At 72.6% G+C, this 17,204-nt stretch carries 12 protein-coding genes and 1 pseudogene; 6 read left to right on the top strand and 7 right to left on the bottom strand.

Annotated features, from left to right (window positions below; genetic code table 11):
• Positions 1-48: 48 nt before the first annotated feature.
• The 4 genes and pseudogenes from WMF26_RS07395 to WMF26_RS07380 all read right to left on the bottom strand — a co-directional run.
• Complete coding sequence (locus WMF26_RS07395) at positions 49-1,296, bottom strand: ABC transporter permease (protein WP_437336483.1); 1,248 nt, start codon at positions 1,294-1,296, stop codon at positions 49-51.
• Entirely contained in the window at positions 1,293-2,519 is a 1,227-nt protein-coding gene (locus tag WMF26_RS07390; RefSeq protein ID WP_437999742.1) for an ABC transporter permease, read from the bottom strand. The genes WMF26_RS07395 and WMF26_RS07390 overlap by 4 nt, the downstream gene beginning before the upstream one ends.
• Entirely contained in the window at positions 2,516-3,637 is a 1,122-nt protein-coding gene (locus tag WMF26_RS07385; RefSeq protein ID WP_437999741.1) for an efflux RND transporter periplasmic adaptor subunit, read from the bottom strand. The genes WMF26_RS07390 and WMF26_RS07385 overlap by 4 nt, the downstream gene beginning before the upstream one ends.
• A 332-nt stretch (positions 3,638-3,969) precedes the next feature.
• Positions 3,970-4,641, bottom strand: a pseudogene (locus tag WMF26_RS07380) (ABC transporter ATP-binding protein); the annotation flags it as partial.
• Between the two features lie 456 nt (positions 4,642-5,097).
• Here WMF26_RS07380 and WMF26_RS07375 point away from each other — a divergent pair.
• The 6 genes from WMF26_RS07375 (at position 5,098) to WMF26_RS07350 (ending at position 12,918) form a co-directional block, all read left to right on the top strand.
• Positions 5,098-5,415 (top strand): hypothetical protein, encoded by a 318-nt coding sequence (locus WMF26_RS07375; RefSeq protein WP_061626796.1) that lies wholly within the window; start codon positions 5,098-5,100, stop codon positions 5,413-5,415.
• A gap of 188 nt (positions 5,416-5,603) precedes the next feature.
• Positions 5,604-6,413, top strand: a complete 810-nt coding sequence (locus tag WMF26_RS07370) for an SDR family NAD(P)-dependent oxidoreductase (RefSeq protein WP_437999740.1) — start codon at positions 5,604-5,606, stop codon at positions 6,411-6,413.
• Between the two features lie 356 nt (positions 6,414-6,769).
• Positions 6,770-9,283 (top strand): TIM-barrel domain-containing protein, encoded by a 2,514-nt coding sequence (locus WMF26_RS07365; protein WP_437999739.1) that lies wholly within the window; start codon positions 6,770-6,772, stop codon positions 9,281-9,283.
• 142 nt (positions 9,284-9,425) lie between these two features.
• The gene (locus tag WMF26_RS07360; RefSeq protein WP_437945390.1) at positions 9,426-10,274 is read left to right on the top strand and encodes an SDR family oxidoreductase; all 849 of its coding nucleotides are present in this window, start codon (positions 9,426-9,428) and stop codon (positions 10,272-10,274) included.
• A gap of 11 nt (positions 10,275-10,285) precedes the next feature.
• Positions 10,286-12,625 carry a tetratricopeptide repeat protein gene (locus tag WMF26_RS07355; RefSeq protein ID WP_437999738.1) on the top strand — a complete coding sequence of 780 codons (2,340 nt, stop codon included), beginning with the start codon at positions 10,286-10,288 and terminating at the stop codon, positions 12,623-12,625.
• On the top strand, positions 12,622-12,918 hold the full coding sequence (locus tag WMF26_RS07350; protein ID WP_437999737.1) for a GIY-YIG nuclease family protein: 297 nt from the start codon (positions 12,622-12,624) through the stop codon (positions 12,916-12,918). The genes WMF26_RS07355 and WMF26_RS07350 overlap by 4 nt, the downstream gene beginning before the upstream one ends.
• A gap of 97 nt (positions 12,919-13,015) precedes the next feature.
• On the opposite strand, the gene WMF26_RS07345 is transcribed toward WMF26_RS07350, so the two are convergent.
• The 3 genes from WMF26_RS07345 to WMF26_RS07335 are packed head-to-tail and all read right to left on the bottom strand — an operon-like array spanning position 13,016 to position 16,895.
• Positions 13,016-14,668, bottom strand: a complete 1,653-nt coding sequence (locus tag WMF26_RS07345; RefSeq protein WP_437999736.1) for a response regulator — start codon at positions 14,666-14,668, stop codon at positions 13,016-13,018.
• Positions 14,665-15,090 carry a response regulator gene (locus WMF26_RS07340; protein ID WP_437336465.1) on the bottom strand — a complete coding sequence of 142 codons (426 nt, stop codon included), beginning with the start codon at positions 15,088-15,090 and terminating at the stop codon, positions 14,665-14,667. The genes WMF26_RS07345 and WMF26_RS07340 overlap by 4 nt, the downstream gene beginning before the upstream one ends.
• Positions 15,087-16,895, bottom strand: a complete 1,809-nt coding sequence (locus WMF26_RS07335; protein WP_437999735.1) for a sensor histidine kinase — start codon at positions 16,893-16,895, stop codon at positions 15,087-15,089. The genes WMF26_RS07340 and WMF26_RS07335 overlap by 4 nt, the downstream gene beginning before the upstream one ends.
• Positions 16,896-17,204 lie beyond the last annotated feature (309 nt).

The raw sequence follows: 17,204 nt of genomic DNA, 5'->3' as shown, positions 1-17,204 counted from the left end.
TCTCCGGGCAAAGTTGATCACTACCCACGCGTCACCGGGGGGCGAGCGCTACTCCGCGCGGAGCGCCTCGATCGGATCGAGGCGCGCGGCGCGGTAGGCCGGGTAGAAGCCGAACACCACGCCGATCGTGGCCGAGAGGCCGAGGCCGAGGGCGATCGACCAGAGCTCCACGTGGAAGGCCCAGCGGCCGACCACCTGCGCGAGCAGCGCGCCGGCGAGCCACGACAGGCCCACGCCCGAGAGCACGCCGAGCGCGCCCCCGAGCAGCGAGACGGCCGCCGCCTCGCACAGGAACTGCAGCAGGATCGCGCGGGGCGAGGCGCCGACCGCGCGGCGGATGCCGATCTCCCGCGTCCGCTCGGTCACGGTCACCAGCATGATGTTCATGATGTTGATGCCCCCCACGATCAGCGCGACGACGCCGGTGCTGAGCAGCAGCATCTTGATGATGTCGAGGACGAGCGTCTCCTGGGCGTGGCTGTCCTTGTCCTCGATCTTGAAGTTCTTCACCCCGTGGTGGCGGCGCAGGAGCGTCGCGTCGATGACGCCGCGGAGCGCGGCGAGCGGCGAGCGGAAGGCCGCGAGCGGATCCTGCCGCACGTAGATGCGGCCGGTCGTGTGCGCCGGCGCGTACAGCGCGTCGTAGGTCGTCTCCGGGACGAGGACCTTGCGGTTCCAGATGTTCGTGTCGTCCGTGGAGCCGACGATCGGCCGGTCCTCGAGCACGCCGACCACCGTCCATACGTGGCCGTCGGCCGTCATGTGGACCGGCTCGGCCTGCGCGACCCGCGCGGGCGGGCCGCCGAAGAGCTCGGCCCAGACCTCGTGGCCGACGACGCACACGCGCCGCCGCGCCGCGAGATCCGCCTCGCCGAGGAACCGGCCCGCCGCGAGCTCGAGGTCGTAGAGCGCGGGCGCCGCCGGCGCCGCGCTGACGAGCGTGACGCGCTTCTTCTTGCGGCCGGCGCGCGCCTCGGTGGGGCGCGCCGACTCGCTCAGGGCCGAGGCGCCGCCGAGGGCGCGCGACCCGGCGAGCGCGCGGGCGTCGTCCCGCGAGAGGTCGCGCCGGGTGCGCCGCCGGTCCTTGACGCTCACCTCGGCGGGGTGGACCTGGATGAGGTCGGCCTCCACGGCCTGCTGGCTCGCCCGGAGCAGCGCCTCCTCGCCGCCCGCGAGGAGCGAGGCGAGCAGCACGATCGAGCCGGTGCCGATGATGATGCCGAGCAGCGTGAGCGCGGCGCGGGTGCGGTCGGCCACGACCGCGCGCGTCGAGTGGAGGAGGTCGGCGAGCCTCATCGCCGCATCGCCGCCACCGGGTCGAGCCGGCCCGCGCGCCGGGCCGGCAGCCACCCGAACGCCACGCCCACGCCGGAGGAGACGAGGAGCGCCGCGATCACCGCCGTCGTCGAGATCGCGCCGACCCACCCCGGCGTGAAGCGGCGGATGATCGACGAGGCGAGCCCGGCCGCGAGCGCGCCGCCGGCGACCCCGAGCAGGCCGCCCGCGCCGGAGAGCAGCGCCGCCTCGCACAGGAACTGCGCGCTGATGTCGCCCGGCGCCGCCCCGAGCGCCTTGCGGATGCCGATCTCGCGCACGCGCTCGGAGACGCTGACGAGCATCATGTTCATCACGCCCACGCCGCCGATGAGCAGCGCGACGCCGGCGATGAGGCCGACGATCGCCTTCATCGTCGCGAACACCGCCTCGAACTGCTCCATGATGCTGCTGAAATCGTAGAGGGTGAAGTCGTCGACGCCGTGGTGGCGCTCGACGAGGAGCGCGTTGACGATGCGCTTCACCGGGTCGTTGTTGCGGACGTCGTCGGTCTTGAGGACGAGGAGCGCCGAGGAGCGCACGTCCTTCTCGACGTCCGCCGCGGTGTCGATGGGCGCGACGAGCAGGTCGTCCCAGCTGAAGCCGAAGTTGAAGCCCATCCGCTCGCTCGCGGCCAGGACGCCGATGACGCGGCAGCGCAGGGCCCCGACCGTGACCCACCGGCCGATCGGGTCGCCGCGCCAGAGCCGCGCGGCGAGCTTGGGGCCGGCGACGCAGACGCGGGCGCGGCGGCGGTCCTCCTCGTCGGAGAAGGCGCGGCCGCGGCCGACGGGCATCCGGAAGGCGTCGAGGAAGCCGCTGTCGGCCGCGACGAGATCGGTGCGGTCCTCGTCGCCCTCGTCGGAGGTCACGTCGCGCGAGCCGAGCATGGCGTACAGGGTGTGCTCGGCGACGTGGGGGATGCCGCGCGCGAGGTGGTCGCGGTCCTTGCGGGTGAAGCCGGTGACGTACATCGCCTTCTTGCGCTCGGCGCGCACCGGCTCCTTCGGCGCGATGAGGATGAGCCGCGCCCCGCCGAGCTGCTCGATGCCGCGGCTCAGCGTGAGCAGGCCGCCCTCGGCGAGCGATGTCATGAGCACGATCGCGAAGGCGCCGAGGGTGATGCTGAGGACGGTGAGCATCGACCGCAGCTTGTGCGCCGAGAGCGCCTTGGCGGCGATCGCGAGGTAGACGGCCCACCTCACATCTTGGTCTCGTTCTCGGCCGCGGAGGGCGGGTTGATGAGCACGCGGGCCCCCTCCGGGACGCCGCTCAGGATCTCGACCTCGCGGTCGTTGCGCGCGCCGAGCGCGACCTCGACCTGCTCGGTGGTCGGCTTGCCGTCGGGCCCGTCGACCACGCGCGTGACGAGCTGCTTGCCGCCGTCGGCGGAGACGGCCTCGATCGGCAGGGAGACCACGCCTGGCCGATGGTCGAGCCGGATGCGCACATCGGCGGTCATGCCGGGCTTGATGAGGCCGTCGACCTGGGAGAGCTCGGCCTCGACCGGGAAGACGTCGACCTCGCGCCCCTCGAGCTTCACCGAGGCGGGCGCGATCGTGGTGACCTTGGCCGCGTACGTCTTGCCGGGCAGGGCGTCGAGCGTCAGGGTCGCCGGCTGTCCTGGGGCGACCTTGGCGACGTCGATCTGGTTGAGGTCCACCTTGACCACGAGCGTCGAGAGGTCGGCCACGGTGAGCAGCGCCTTGCCCTCGAAGGTCGACTGCACCCCCGGGGTGACGACCTCGCCGGGCTCGATGTTGCGCTGGATCACGGTGCCGTCGAGGGGCGAGTAGATCTTCGTGTACCGGAGCTGGTCGCGCGCGGCGCTGAGCGCGACCTCGGCGAGCCGGACGGCGATGGTCTTCTCGGCGAGCTCGTGCTTGGCGAGGTCGAGGTCCTCCGAGGGGGTGACGCTGGCCTCGACGCCGGCGGTCCGCCGCTCGACGACGCGCTTGGCGAAGGCCGCGGCGGCCCTGGCCCGGGCGAGCTCGGCCTCGGCGCGGGCGACCTCGCGCGCGTTGTCGGTCGGGTCGAGCACGAGCAGGAGCTGGTCCTTGGCGATGCGGGCGCCCTCGTCCGCGAGCACCTCGGCGACCTGGCCGGCGACCTTGGATTTGATCTCGACCTTCTCGCGGGCCTCGATGCGGCCGGTCTCGAGGATCTCGACGGCGAGGTCGCCGCGCTTCGCGGTCACGACGAGCGCGGGGTCGATGGGCGGGGGGCCGCCGCTGGCCTTGGCGACGACGACGGCGCCGATCCCGGCGAGCGCCAGGGCGGCGATGAGCCACGGCCAGAGGCGCCGCCGCCGCCGGGCGCTCACGAGGAGCCTCCGGGGGGCGTCGACGAACGTCCGGGGGGCGATGAGGCCGGTCCAGGAACCGATGACGCCGGTCCAGGAACCGATGACGCCGGTCCAGGAACCGATGACGCCCGTCCAGGAACCGACGACCCCGGTCCAGGAACCGATGACGCCGGTCCAGGAACCGACGACCCCGGTCCAGGAACCGATGACGCCGGTCCAGGAACCGATGACGCCGGTCCAGGAACCGATGACGCCGGTCCAGGAACCGATGACGCCGGTCCAGGAACCGACGACCCCGGTCCAGAAACCGACGACGCCGGGACGTCCACGCGCCGGCCGCGGGGGCCGGTGTCCTCGACGATGGCGCCGTCCCGGAACGTGACGACCCGGGTGGCGTACGCGGCGATCGAGGGGTCGTGGGTGACGACGACGACCGTCATGCCCTGCCCGTGCAGGGCGCAGAAGAGCTCCATGACCTGCTGGGTGGTGGCGGAGTCGAGCGCGCCGGTCGGCTCGTCCGCGAGGAGGAGCGGCGGCTCGTTGACGATGGCGCGGGCGATGGCCACGCGCTGCTGCTGGCCGCCGGAGAGCTGGTTCGGCAGGTGGTGCGACCGGTCCGCGAGCCCGACGCGCGCGAGGGCGCGCGCGGCCCGCTCCCGCCGATCGGCCGGGCGGACGCCGGCGTAGACCATGGGCAGCTCGACGTTGGCGAGGGCGCTGTCGCGCGGCAGGAGGTTGAACGACTGGAAGACGAACCCGATCTTGCGGTTGCGGAGCCGCGCGAGCTCGACCTCGTCGAGCTCCTCGACCGGCTCGTCGTCGAGGAGGTACCGGCCGGCGGTCGGCCGGTCGAGCGTGCCGATGACGTTCAGCGTGGTCGATTTGCCCGACCCCGAGGCGCCCATGATGGCGACCATCTCGCCCCGGGAGAGCTCCAGGGAGACGCCGCGGAGCGCCTGCACCTCCACCTCGCCCATCCAGTAGACCTTGGTGATCGCGTCGAGCTTCACGAGTGGAGACATGGGCTTGTCCGCTGCGGCCGGCGCGACGTCACCGGCGGCGGCGCGCGATCTGGGTTCTCCCGGCGCGGGCCTGAGGTCCCAGGGCGCGCCGCGCTTGCTGCTCCCGCCATCGTGCCCATGAGGACCGCTCGTCGCGGTGAGGCGTAGGCGAAGTGCGGCAGCGAAGCAACCGAAGCGCACGGGCGCGACGGGAGGGCGACGCGGCCCCGAGCGGCGCCCCGTGACGGCGCACCTGCGCAGGCTGCATCGAGCGCGCCCGCAGCGGCCTGAGCGGGAGGGGCGCGATCGCCGAGTGGTGCAATCCTGCGCGAGCGTCCGCCTGCTGTGGCGGAACGCGACGCGCATCGTCGCGCGATCGCGCCCGCAGCCGCGAATCCTCGCTGCTGCACGCTTTCCGCTGGGCGGCCTCCCGATTGCATTGCCCCGGCCGCGCTGGGGGGAATCGAGGAGGTTGGAATGGCGAACGAGCAGAAGCAGGGAGTCGGCGCGCAGGGACAGCAGGGCTCGGGCATTCAGGAAGGCCGCACCGAGAGCAGCGTTGTCCCCGACAAGGACTACAACCTGGTCAGCGTGCTCTACCATGCTCTCCAGGGCGCGGAGACCTATTCGAAGTACGTTCAGGACGCGCAGAAGCAGGGTGATCAGGAGCTCGCCTCCTTCTTCAGCGAGGTGCGGCAGGAGGAGCTGCGGCTCGCGGAGCGCGCGAAGCACCTGCTCGGCCAGCGGCTGAGCGGCGGGCGCTCGGGCCAGGGCGGCGCGCGCGGCAGCGCCTGAGCGATCCAGCGGTCGAATCGACGAGGCGCCAAGGACGCTCGGGGAGCACGGTCTTCCTCGGGCGTTCTCGGCGCCTTGTTTTGTCGTCGGATCGTCGAAGCGCGGGAGACGAGCCGTGGCGGGCGCCCGCTCGCGGCGCGCGCCGGAAGCTCGCGCGTGAGAGAGCCTCCGTGGTATGCGCCTGCGCCATGCCCCTCCCCAAGCACCCCCGCGCCGTCATCACCGGCGCCGCCTCGGGCCTCGGCCGCGCGCTCGCCGTCGAGCTCGCGGGCCGTCAGGCGAAGCTGCTCCTCGCCGACCTCCACGAGGAAGGCTCCCGGGAAACGGCGCGCCTCGTCGCCAGCGCCGGCGGCGAGGCGCACGTGGTCCACTGCGACGTGAGCCGCAGCGACGATGTCGCCGCGCTCGTGGGCGAGGCCGACCGCGCCCTCGGCGGCGTCGATCTCGTCGTGAACAACGCGGGCGTGTCCGCGGGCGGGCAGGTCGGCGAGACCCCCCTCGAGGACTGGGCGTGGGTCATGGGCGTCAACCTCTGGGGTGTCATCCACGGCTGCCACGCGTTCGCGCCGCGCTTCAAGGAGCAGAGGAGCGGGCACTTCCTGAACGTCGCCTCCGCCGCCGGCTTCCTCTCCATGCCCGGCGCCGCCTCGTACTGCGTGACCAAGGCCGGGGTCGTCGCCCTCTCCGAGACGCTGCGGCTCGAGCTCGCCCCGTACGGCGCCGGCGTGACGGTCCTCTGCCCGACCTTCTTCCTGACGAAGATCGTCGAGAGCGGGCGCGGGTTCGATCAAGCCACCCGGGACGCCGTCGTGAAGCTCATGGGGCGCAAGGGCGTCCAGGCCGACTACGTGGCGCGGCGCGCCATCGAGGCGGTCGACGCCGGCCGCCTCTACGCGGTGCCCCACCGCGACGGCCGCTGGTTCTGGCGGCTGAAGCGCGCCGTCCCCGAGCTGCTCCAGGACGTCGTCATGCCCCGGCTGACGCGCAAGGGGCACTGATCCGGAGCGCGCCGGCCACGGCGGGTCGACAAGGCGCAGGTCGGCGAGATCCCGTTCGCGCCGGACCGAGCGCGCATGACGTCGGTGCGACGGTGCTCTGTCCTACCTTCTCCAGGCTCTCGGGGTGAACCGCTCGATGCGAGAGCTCGGGGTTTCGAGAATCGATGTGATCCAACGCATGAGATCACCCCGTCTTCCGGAGAACAGGTAAGCGAGAGCGAGCTCGCTCGATAAGCCTTTTCTTCAAGCAATACGGGCGAACACCGGGCGTCGTGGAGCGGCGCTCGCCTCATCGCGCCTCCGGGTCGTCGCGTGTGCGTCGGACCGCGCCGGCCTCTGGTACCGTGGCATCTCCTATGCGTTCGCCGCTCCCTCCGCCGCTCGCCCTCATCGCCCTGCTCCTGCCCGCGTGCAGCTCCACGGCGCCTCCGGGGCCCGAGGACAGGCTGCTCCGGTTCGAGTCCCCCGACGCCGCGGTCGAGATCAACACCGCGCCCTTCGCGCTGCGCATCCTCGACGCCGAGGGCAACACCGTGCTCGAGACCGCGAAGGGGGCCGGAGACGGCGCCTACGGCGGCCCGGCGGCCACGATCGACGAGGCCGTCCACCGCACGGGCTTCCTGCCCGGCTGGGACGAGTTCACGCCCATCGAGGGCCCCTGGCGGCGCGCCGCCCACGCGACGGTCCGCGCGGAGCGGAGCGACGGCGCCACGATCGAGCTCGCGCGCGACGGGCTCTTTCTCACGCTCGACGTGTCGCTGGACGGCCCGCGCGTCCGCCTCGCGCTCGACGCCAGCGAGGCCGAAGGCCAGGCGGAGCCCGGCGCGCTGAACAAGACGAGCCTCTCGTTCGCGCTCCGCCAGGACGAGCACTTCTACGGCCTCGGCGAGCGCTTCGCGACCGTCGATCACCGGGGCCAATCGCTCTACGCGTGGGCCGAGGAGGGCGGCCTCGGCCAGGGCGAAGACGCGCCCGCGGGGCCGGGCAATCCGTATCCGAACGGCCCGTCGATGACCTATTTCCCCGTCCCGTTCTTCCTCTCGAGCCAGGGCTACGGCGTCTACCTCGACACCACGTTCCGGAGCGAGGTCCACCTCGGCAGCGAGGCGAGCGACACGTGGCGGATGGCCGTCGACGCGCCCTCGTTCGCGGCCACCATCTACGTGCGATCCGAGCCGCTCGCGGCGATCGCCGATTACACCGAGGACACCGGGCGCCCCCCCGTGCCCGCGCCGTGGGTGTTCGGCCCGCGACGGCGCGTCAACCGAGGATCGATGATCGACGGGGTCGATGAATACCTCCTCATGCGCCAGCGCGACATCCCGATCACCGGGATCGACGACGCCCTCCACTTCCTCCCGGCGCTCTCGCACCTCGGCGTCGAAGACGAGGTCGCGCAATGGACGAGCGACCTGCACGCCGCCGGCTACAAGGTCATGGCCTACAACAACCCGTACATCGCCGAGAACGCGCCGAACGCCGAGGCCGATTACACCTACGCAAAGGACCATGGCTTCCTCGTGAAGGGCCCAGACGGCGAGCCCTCGCTCACCACCTTCATCTCCGGCCAGCTCCTCACGGTGGCCGCGGTCGATCTCACGAACCCCGACGCGGTGGCCTGGTACAAGGACCTCCTGCGCCGCACGCTCGACCTCGGCTACGACGGCTGGATGCACGATTTCGGCGAGTACACGGCGCACGACGCCGTGTTCCACGACGGCCGCCGCGGCGACGAGGTCCACAACGAGTTCCCGGTCCTCTCGGCGCGCGCGGCGCACGAGCTCCTGGAGGAGGAGCGCCCCGGCGATTACCTCTTCTTCGTGCGCTCGGGCTACAGCGGGACCCAGGCGCTCGTGCCCGCCGTCTGGGGCGGCGACGCCGAGGCGACCTTCGACGAGACCCAGGGGCTCCCGTCGGCGGTGCGCGGCGGGCTCAACCTGTCCATGTCGGGCGTGCCCTACTGGGGCAGCGACGTGACCGGATTCAAGTGCATCACCAGCGCTCCCAACGACAAGGAGGTCTTCCTCCGGTGGGTCCAGCTCGGTGCCGCGTCGCCGATCATGATGGAACAGGACGCGTGCTCCAATCCGGTCACGAAGAAGACGAAATGGAAGCTCTGGAACGACCAGGAGACGCAGGACGTCTATGCGAAGTACGCCCGCCTGCACACGCGCCTCCTGCCGTATTTCATGACGCTGGCCGAGGAGGCGGCGAACAGCGGCAAGCCGCTCTCGATGCACCCGTTCCTGCTGCACCCGCGCGACCCGGCGGCGTGGTCGGTCGACGACGCGTACTACCTGGGCCCGGCCCTCTACGTGGCGCCGGTGGTGCGGCGCGGCGAGACGTCGAGGAAGGCGTGGCTGCCGCCCGCCGCCCAGTATGTCGATCTCGACGATCTCACGGCGTATCCGGGCGGCAGCGAGCAGGTGATCCCGGCGCCGCTCGAGAAGCTGCCGCTCCTGCTCGTCTCGGAGCAGATCCTCCCGCTCCTCGACCCGAGCATCGACACGCTGGCGCCCGCGGCCGACCCGTCGGTGGTGACGCTCGAGCAGGTGAGCGACCGGCTCGACGTCCTGGTGGCGCTCCCGCCTGGCGGGCGGGCGCGCCTGACGCTCGCCGACGGCACCACGCTCGAGGCGTCGCGCGGGGCGGAGCAGGGCAACCCGGGCGCCCTCGAGGAGGCGAGCGCGGCCACCATCGAGGCGTGCGCGTCGTGCTTCCTCGCGACCAGCGAGGGCGGCGTGGAGCGCCTCCGCGCGACCTCGAAGCTCGCCGAGAGCTCGGAGATCGCGCTCGAGGACGTCACGCTCACCGCCAAGGGCGGCCCCGCGCGCCGCGTGCGCTGGGACGTGCTCCGGCTCCGGCCGTGAGCGCGCGCGGGGGCGCGCTCGGGGGCGCCGCCGGCCGCGCCGCCGTTCTGCCTGGAACGCCGGGGAACCCCGGGGGAACGCCGGAGAACCCCGGGACCGCCAGCTTGTGGCGCCGCCCGCTGACCCGTTGTAAACGCGGGGCGTGACCCAGGCGCGCTCGATCTTCGCCCCAGGACTCTTCGCCGATCAGGTCGCCCTCGTCACGGGCGGGGGCAGCGGGATCGGCCTCGCGTGCGCGCGAGAGCTCGCGTCGCTCGGCGCCAGGGTCGCGATCTGCGGCCGCAAGCCCGACAAGCTCGAGGCGGCCGCCAAGGCGCTCGCCGGGGACGGCGTCGCCGAGGCCGACGTGCTCGCCGCGCCCTGCGACATCCGCGAGCCGGAGCAGATCGCCGCCTTCGTCGGCCAGGTCCTCGGGCGCTTCGGCCGCATCGACGTCCTCGTGAACAACGCCGGGGGCCAGTTCCCGAGCCCGGCCATCGACATGACCCCGAAGGGCTGGGAGGCGGTCGTCCGCAACAACCTGAACGGCACCTTCTTCATGACCCGCGAGGTCGCGCAGCGGGCGATGTTCCCGGCCCGGCGCGGCCGCATCGTGAACGTCACCGCGTCGGTGAGCCGCGGCTTCCCGGGCATGGCCCACACCGGCGCCGCGCGCGCCGGCGTCGAGAACCTCACCCGCTCGCTCGCCGTCGAGTGGGCGGCGCACGGCATCCGCATCAACGCCGTCGCCCCGGGCAGCAACATCCGATCGAGCGGCACGTCGCAGTACGGCGACGAGCTCCTCGAGCTCGCGCGGCGCGCCACCCCGCTCAAGCGCCTCGCCACCCCGGAGGAGGTCTCGCGGCTCATCGTCTTCCTCGCGAGCGACCAGAACGACTTCATCACCGGCGCGGTCTACGGGATCGACGGCGGGCAGCCGCTCTGGGGCGACATCTGGTCCATCCCCGAGCCGGGGGGCGCGCCGGGCGCTCCGCCGGACGGCAAAGGCTGAAGGGGCGCGGCGTGAACTACCCGCCCCCGTCCGCCGCCGGCCAGGCCGCACCGGAGCCCACCTCCGGCGCGCTCTCCGACGCCCTGGCGCCGCCGTTCGGGCCGCCGCCGTCCGCGCCCCCCTCCTCCGCGCCGCCGTCGTCCGCGCAGCCGCCGGCCGAGCCGACCACCCTGCTCGGGCGCGTCGCCCGGCGCGTGCGCGACTACTTCCTCGCGCTCGACCCGACCTTCCTGTCCGCGGTCGCGCCGCTCGCCGTGATCGCGGTCATCCTCTTCACGCGCGCCCCGTCGACGAACTACATCTTCGACGAGCAGGAGGCGCTCCTCGCCAACCCGTACGTGAACGCGAAGGGCGGGCTCCGCTTCATCGACGCGATCCACCGCGATTTCTGGGGCCTGCCGCCCGACCGGAGCGTCGGCTCCTACCGCCCGCTGCCGAACTTCCTCTGGCGCACCGTCTGGGCCGTCACCAAGCAGCCGTTCTTCCACCACTTTTACAACGTCCTCTTCCACGCGGCGAACGCCGCGCTGCTCACGTGCGTCACGTTCTGGCTCACGCGCAGGCGCGGGCTCGCCTACCTCGCCGGGCTGATCTTCGTCGGCTGCGCGGTGCTCACCGAGGCGGTGAGCGGCATCGTGGGCATCGCCGACGTGCTCGGGGGCCTCGGCGCGATCGCCGCCCTCGCCGCCCTGGCGCTGCCCGCGTGGGCGATGCCGTTCGGCGTGTTCGCGGCCGTGCTCTTCGGCCTCTTCTCCAAGGAGAGCGCGCTCGTCTGCGTGCCGCTGATCCCGTTCGCCGCCCTGATCGCGGCGCCGCTCACGCACCCGACGCGGCCGGCGCGGCTCGTCCGGTCGCTCCTCGCGCTGCTCGCCGCGGGCGCGGCGTTCGTGCTGTACGTCGAGCTCCGGCGGCGCTGGTTCCCGGCGCCCATGCCGGCCGAGCTCGCGACGCCGCTCCCGGAGGGGACGCCGCTCGCGAAGCGCGCGCTGCACGACCTGCTCGTCTGGTTCCACCAGGCGCCCCTGCCGCGCGATCCGCTCAACAACCCGCTCAGCACCGCGGACACCCCGCACCGGATCGCCGGCGCGCTGCGCGTTTACTGGCGCGGCCTCACCCAGGTCGTGTTCCCGTGGACGCTCAGCGGCGACTACTCGTACCCGCAGGAGCCGGCGCCCGATCGGCTGGTCTTCTTCGGCAGCGTCGCCGGCGCCGCGATGATGGCGCTGCCCCCGCTCGGCTCGCTCGCCCTCTGGATCGCGGCCCTCCGCCGCGAGCACCTCGAGCGGCGCGAGCGGCGCTCGGTGCGCGCCGCCTTCCTTGTCGACGGCGGCCCGGCGACGTCGCGCCGGTGGTCGCTGCTCCTCGCCGGGGCCTTGCTGGCGGGCGCGGCGGCCGCGCTCGCCGCGTACGACTGGCACGTGCTCCGCCCGGCGGGGCGCGTGGCGCCGCTCCGGGCGCTGCCGCTCGTGCTCTGGCCGCTGCCGTTCCTGCCCGCGCTGCTCCTCGGCCTCGGGCTGCTCGTCGAGGGCGGGCGCCCCCTGCCCTGCCCCGCGACCGCGGACCGGAGCGTATGGGTGCCGCTGCGCCGCGGCTACGCGGGGCTGTGCCTCCTGGCGATCGGGCTGACCTGGGTCGTGGTCAGCTACTTCCCGCACTCGAACATCCCGGTCGTCCTGCCGACGGTGCGCGCCGAGCGCTTCTGGTACTTCCCGGCCATCGGCTCGTCGCTGGTCCTCGCGGTCGCGTTCTCGTGGCTGCACGAGGCGCTCGCGGGCTCGACCCTCGCGCCGCGCAGGCGCTGGTCGTGGCGGGCGTGGCTGACGCCGGCGCTGTTCGTGCTCTTCTTCGGCTTCCAGTGCGTGCAGGCCTACCGGCACGCGATGGACTACCGCAACGATCTCGACTTCTGGGCGGCGACGAAGAAGGCCGTCCCGAACAGCGCCAAGGCGCACCTCAACTACTCGGTCATGAAGGGCGCCCGCGGCGACCTCCCGGCCCGGCTCGCCGAGAGCCAGATCGCGGTGGAGCTCGCCCCGACGTGGCCGATGGCCCACGTGTACACGGGCGACACGCTCTGCCGCATGCACCGCGCCGACGAGGCCTTCCCGCACTACCAGCGCGGCATGGAGCTCGGCCCGAACGAGCTGAGCCTGATCGCGCTCGCGCTGCAGTGCCTGCACGACGAGCAGCGCCTCGCGGCGCACGAGGCGGAGCTCCGGCAGCTCGCGGAGGAGCACCCGGGGACGTGGCTCGCGTACCTCGCGGTCGACACGCTCGACAACGGCGCGAAGCACGGGGGCGTGGACCCGAAATACCGGCCGCGCGGCTACAACGAGGGGCCGAAGGAGTGACCGCGGCCTGGCACGTGTACATCCTGCGCTGCGGCGACGGGTCGCTGTACACGGGCATCGCGCGCGACGTTGCGGCGCGGCTGGCCCAGCACGAGGCCGGGCGCGGGGCGCGGTACACGCGCGGCCGGGGGCCGCTCGCGCTGGTCCACGTGGAGACCGCGGCCGACAAGGGCGAGGCGCTGCGGCGGGAGGCGGCCATCCGGAGGCTCGGGCGCGCGGGGAAAGAGGCGCTCGCGAGGGTAGTGGTCAAATTTGAACATGAAGGCGGGAAGGCGGGAAGAAAACATGAATGATCTTCCCGCCTTCATGTGGACTCTCCCTGGGCAAAGTTGACCACTACCCTTCGCGTCTTGGCGGTCCATCCCTCGCGCGATCGACGTGATCGGCGTTCTACTCGTCGCCGAGGTCCACGGCGGCGCCGGGGGAGCGCGGACCGGGCGCGGCGCCGTTCCCCTCGGCCTCCACGCGCCAGCCGGACAGATCAGCGACGATGCTCAGGAGGCGCGACGCCGAGACCGGCTTCGGAAGGTGCATCTGATAGCCCTCCAGCATGGCCCGACGGGCGTCCTCGACGCTCGCGTAGGCCGTCAGCGCGATCGCCGGGACGACCCCGCCCTCCTCGGGCGGCAGCTCGCGGATGCGCCGGATGAGCTCGTATCCGTCCATCCCGGGCATCCCGATGTCGCTGAGGAGGAGGCGAGGCCGCGACGCGCGGAGCGCGCGCAGCGCTTCCTCCCCGGACTCGGCGAGGATGACCTCGGCGCCGTGATCCTCCAGGATGTAGCGCACGAGCTCGCGCGCGTCGTCGTCGTCGTCCACGACGAGGACGCGGACACCGTCGAGCTGCACGGCGCCCCCCGCCCGACCTCGCGCGCCGTCGCGCGACGGCGCCTGGCGAAGGGGCAGCGCCACCGTGAAGGTCGCCCCGTTGCCCTCGCCGCCGCTCTCGGCGCTCACCGTCCCTCCATGCAGCTCCACGAGCTGGCGCACGAGCGACAGCCCGAGCCCCAGGCCCCCGTGGACGCGGCGGATGCTGTTGTCCTCCTGTCGAAACCGGTCGAAGACATAGGGGAGAAAGCCGGCGGAGATCCCCTTGCCCGTGTCGCGGACCTGGAGCTGCGCCGCGTTGCCCTCGCGCCTCAGCGTGACCTCCACGCGCCCGCCGGCCGGGGTGAACCGGACCGCGTTGGAGAGCAGGTTCCAGGCGACCTGCTGGAGCCGCGCCGGGTCGCCGGCGATCGCCCCGGTCCGTGGGTCGAGGTGGACGTGAAGCGCGATCTGCCGCGCCAACGCGGCGGGGCGGATGGCGTCGACCGCCGCCTCGACGACGGGCCCCAGATCGACGTCTCTCACGTGCAGCACGAGCTTGCCGGAGCTGAGGTGCGAGACGTCGAGCAGATCCTCGATGAGCTGCGCCTGGGCCCTCGCGTTGCGCTCGATCACCTCGAAGGCTCGCCTCTGGAGCGAGGGCGCGACGCTCTGCGAGCAGAGGAGCTGCGCCCAGCCCAGGATCGCGTTGAGCGGCGTCCGCAGCTCATGCGACAGGGTGGCGAGGAACTCGTCCTTGATCCGGTTGGCCGCCTCGGCCTCGGCCCGCGCCTTCCGCTCCTTGTCGAGCAGCGCGTCGCGCTCCCGCTCGAGCGCGCGCCGCGCGTCCCGCTGCCGTCGCTCGGCCAGCTCCCGCTCGATCGCGGGGACGAGGCGCACCAGGTTCTCCTTGCGAAAATAGTCGTGCGCGCCCGCCTTCATCATCTCGACCGCGATGTCCTCGCCGATGCTGCCCGAGACCACGATGAAGGGGATGTCTCTGCCGCTCTGCTTCACCATCTCCAGCGCGTTCCGCGCGGTGAAGCTCGGGAGGCGGTAATCGGAGAGGATCACGTCCCAGTCCTCCTCCAGCGCGGCGGCGAGCTCTCCTGCGCTCTGGACGCGGCGGAAGGGATCGCCCGCGTAGCCCCCGCGCAGGAGCTCGGCGCGCACGAGCCGCGCGTCGTCGTCCGAGTCTTCGATGATCAGGACACGAATACGCCTGCGCTCGCTCACGTGGGAGGCTCCTCGTTGAGCGTGAGCCAGTACAGGCCCAGGCTCCGCACCACCTCGTGGAAGTCCTCGATATCCATGGGCTTGCAGATGTAGCTGCTCACGCCGGCATCGTAGCAGCGCTCGAGATCGCGCCGCTCCCGCGAGGAGCTCAGGACGACGACCGGCAGGCGCCGCGTCCGCGGGCTCGTGCGGATGCGCTGCAGCACCTGCGCGCCGTCGACCTTGGGCAGCTTGAGGTCGAGGAGGACGACCGCGGGCAGCGCTGGAGGATCGCCCTGCTGCGGGAACAGGTAACGGAGCGCCGCTTCACCGTCCCACACATGGACGATCGGCCTCGTGATCCCGGCCTTGCGGAGCGCGCGCTGGGTCAGGTGCGCGTCGTCCGGATCGTCTTCCACGAGGAGGATAGAGCCATGGCTCATGCGTCACCCGAGCTCGAGGTGCCGAGCGTGAAATAGAGCGTCGCGCCGCGTCCGACCGCGGCGTCGAACCATGTGCGCCCCCCGTGCTTCGCGATCACGCGTTGCACGATCGCCAGGCCGATCCCCGTCCCCTCGAACTCCGACGCGGCGTGGAGCCGCTGAAACGGCCCGAAGAGCTTGTCGGCGTACTCCATGTCGAAGCCCGCGCCGTTGTCGCGGACGAAGTAGGCTCTCCCCGCTCCCGCGCGCTGGGTCACGCCGAACGCTATCTCCGCGCGCGCGCTCTTCGAGGTGAATTTCCACGCGTTCCCCAGGAGGTTCTCGAGCACCACGCGGATGAGCCTCGGATCGCACAGGTCGACGAGGCCGTCCTCGATCCGCACGTCGACGTCCCTCGTCGGATGGCGGTGGCGCAGCTCGCCGATCACGCCGCGCGCGAGCTCGCTCAGGTCGACCCGCTCGCGGCGGAGCTCCGCCCGGGTGAGGCGCGACAGCGCGAGCAGGTCGTCGATGAGCTGCCCCATGCGCCGCGCCGCGGCGAGGGCGCGCGCGAGGGTGTCGCGCCCCTCCTCGTCGAAGGCGCCGGCGTACTCCTCGTCGAGGATGCGGCAGTAGCCGGCCACCGCGCGCACCGGGGCGCGGAGATCGTGAGAGACCGAATAGCTGAACGCCTCCAGCTCCGAGTTCGCCTGCTGGAGCGCCGTCGTCCGGTCGGCGACGCGCATCTCCAGCTCGGCGTTGAGGCGCGCGAGCGCCTCGTTGGCCTGGGCCAGCGCGCGCTCCGCCTGCCTCTTCTCGGTGATGTCCTTGGCCACGACGACGCCGAAGCGGACCTCCCCTGCGGGGCCATGCACGGGCGCGGCGCTCGCCAGCATCCAGACCTCGCCGCCGTTGCTCGACGTCGTCACCAGCTCCTCGTCGGGGACGACCTCGCCGCGGAGGGCGCGCGAGAGCGGCAGCTCGTCGGGCCGGTAAAGCTGGCCATCGGCGCGGCGGAGCGCGCCGGGCCGCCCTCCGGCGGACGCCTGGCCGGTGAGCCAACCGAGCTCGCCCGTGAGCCCCTTCATGCTCTGGTTGGCGTACACGATGGCCCCCGTCCGGGGCTCCGCGAGCGCGACGCCCACGGGCAGCTGCGCGAGCACCTCGTCTCGCTCGGCGTCGGAGCGGCGCCGCTGCACCGACGTCCTCCACGCCGCGGCGCCGACCGCGAGCGCCAGCCCGAGCGCCGCGCCCGAGCTGCTCACGAGGAACACGGTGACGCGATCGCTCCGGTCCGCCGCGCGCCGCCGGCGCGCGAGCAGCGCCTCCTCCGCGTCGAGGATCTCGCCGACGCGGACGCGGATCTCGTCCATGGTCTGCTTGCCCAGACGGCTGCGCTCGAGGTCGAGCGCGTCCTTCACCCGCCCTTGCCGTCGGAGCTCGATGAGCCTGGCCAGGTTCGCAAACCACCGATCGGTCAGGGCGTCCAGATCGACGAGCGACCGCAGCCGGCCCCCGTCGTGGGCCATGAGCTCACGGAGGCGGCTCAGCCGGCTCTCCGCCTCGTGAATGCCGGCATGGTACGGCTCCAGGAACTCCTCCTCACCGCTCAGCAGATAGCCGCGTTGGCCCGTCTCGGCGTTGAGCAGCGAGGTGAGGAGCCTCTGGAGCTCCACCTGGACGTCGGCGGTCCTGCGCACGAGCGCGGTCGATCGAGAGAAGCTGCGAAACGAGTAGAGCGACGAGCACACGAGCACCGCAGCGGCGGAGACGACGACGAGCAGCCAGGGCGTCCTGGCGCTGGAGCGTGAGATCGGTGAGGTCATCGGAAGGTCGGTTTTCCCGCCAAGCGCGCCCAGCTGCGCGCGGTGCTGCCGTCCGGGCCCCGCGTCGCGCCGACCTACCGTCTAGCACCGGATCCGGAGCTCTGGCACCGAGCGAGCCGCACGGAATGCGCAGGGCCCGGCCGGCAGGCTCGGCCGATATCCGGAGTGAAAGGCGCGGTATGGCGAGCTCGACCGTCGGTGAGCGGGCCTGCGGGTGAGCTCGCTAGGGCGTTCTCCTGCGGGTCGCAGGATGGATGAGACAGCATCTCTGCGGTGCGCCAGAGTGGGACGCGCATGGCCGATCCCATC

The sequence above is a fragment of the Sorangium sp. So ce185 genome, assembly GCF_051526825.1.
Taxonomy (GTDB): domain Bacteria; phylum Myxococcota_A; class Polyangia; order Polyangiales; family Polyangiaceae; genus Sorangium; species Sorangium cellulosum_D.
This window is presented reverse-complemented; position numbering and strand designations above follow the sequence as displayed.

What these genes read in the sequence shown, in the direction of transcription:
- WMF26_RS07395 (WP_437336483.1), bottom strand. Translation starts at nt 1,296, where the DNA reads ATGAGGCTCGCCGACCTCCTCCACTCGACGCGCGCGGTCGTGGCCGAC.
- WMF26_RS07375 (WP_061626796.1), top strand. Translation starts at nt 5,098, where the DNA reads ATGGCGAACGAGCAGAAGCAGGGAGTCGGCGCGCAGGGACAGCAGGGC.
- WMF26_RS07370 (WP_437999740.1), top strand. Translation starts at nt 5,604, where the DNA reads ATGCCCCTCCCCAAGCACCCCCGCGCCGTCATCACCGGCGCCGCCTCG.
- WMF26_RS07365 (WP_437999739.1), top strand. Translation starts at nt 6,770, where the DNA reads ATGCGTTCGCCGCTCCCTCCGCCGCTCGCCCTCATCGCCCTGCTCCTG.
- WMF26_RS07340 (WP_437336465.1), bottom strand. Translation starts at nt 15,090, where the DNA reads ATGAGCCATGGCTCTATCCTCCTCGTGGAAGACGATCCGGACGACGCG.
- WMF26_RS07335 (WP_437999735.1), bottom strand. Translation starts at nt 16,895, where the DNA reads ATGACCTCACCGATCTCACGCTCCAGCGCCAGGACGCCCTGGCTGCTC.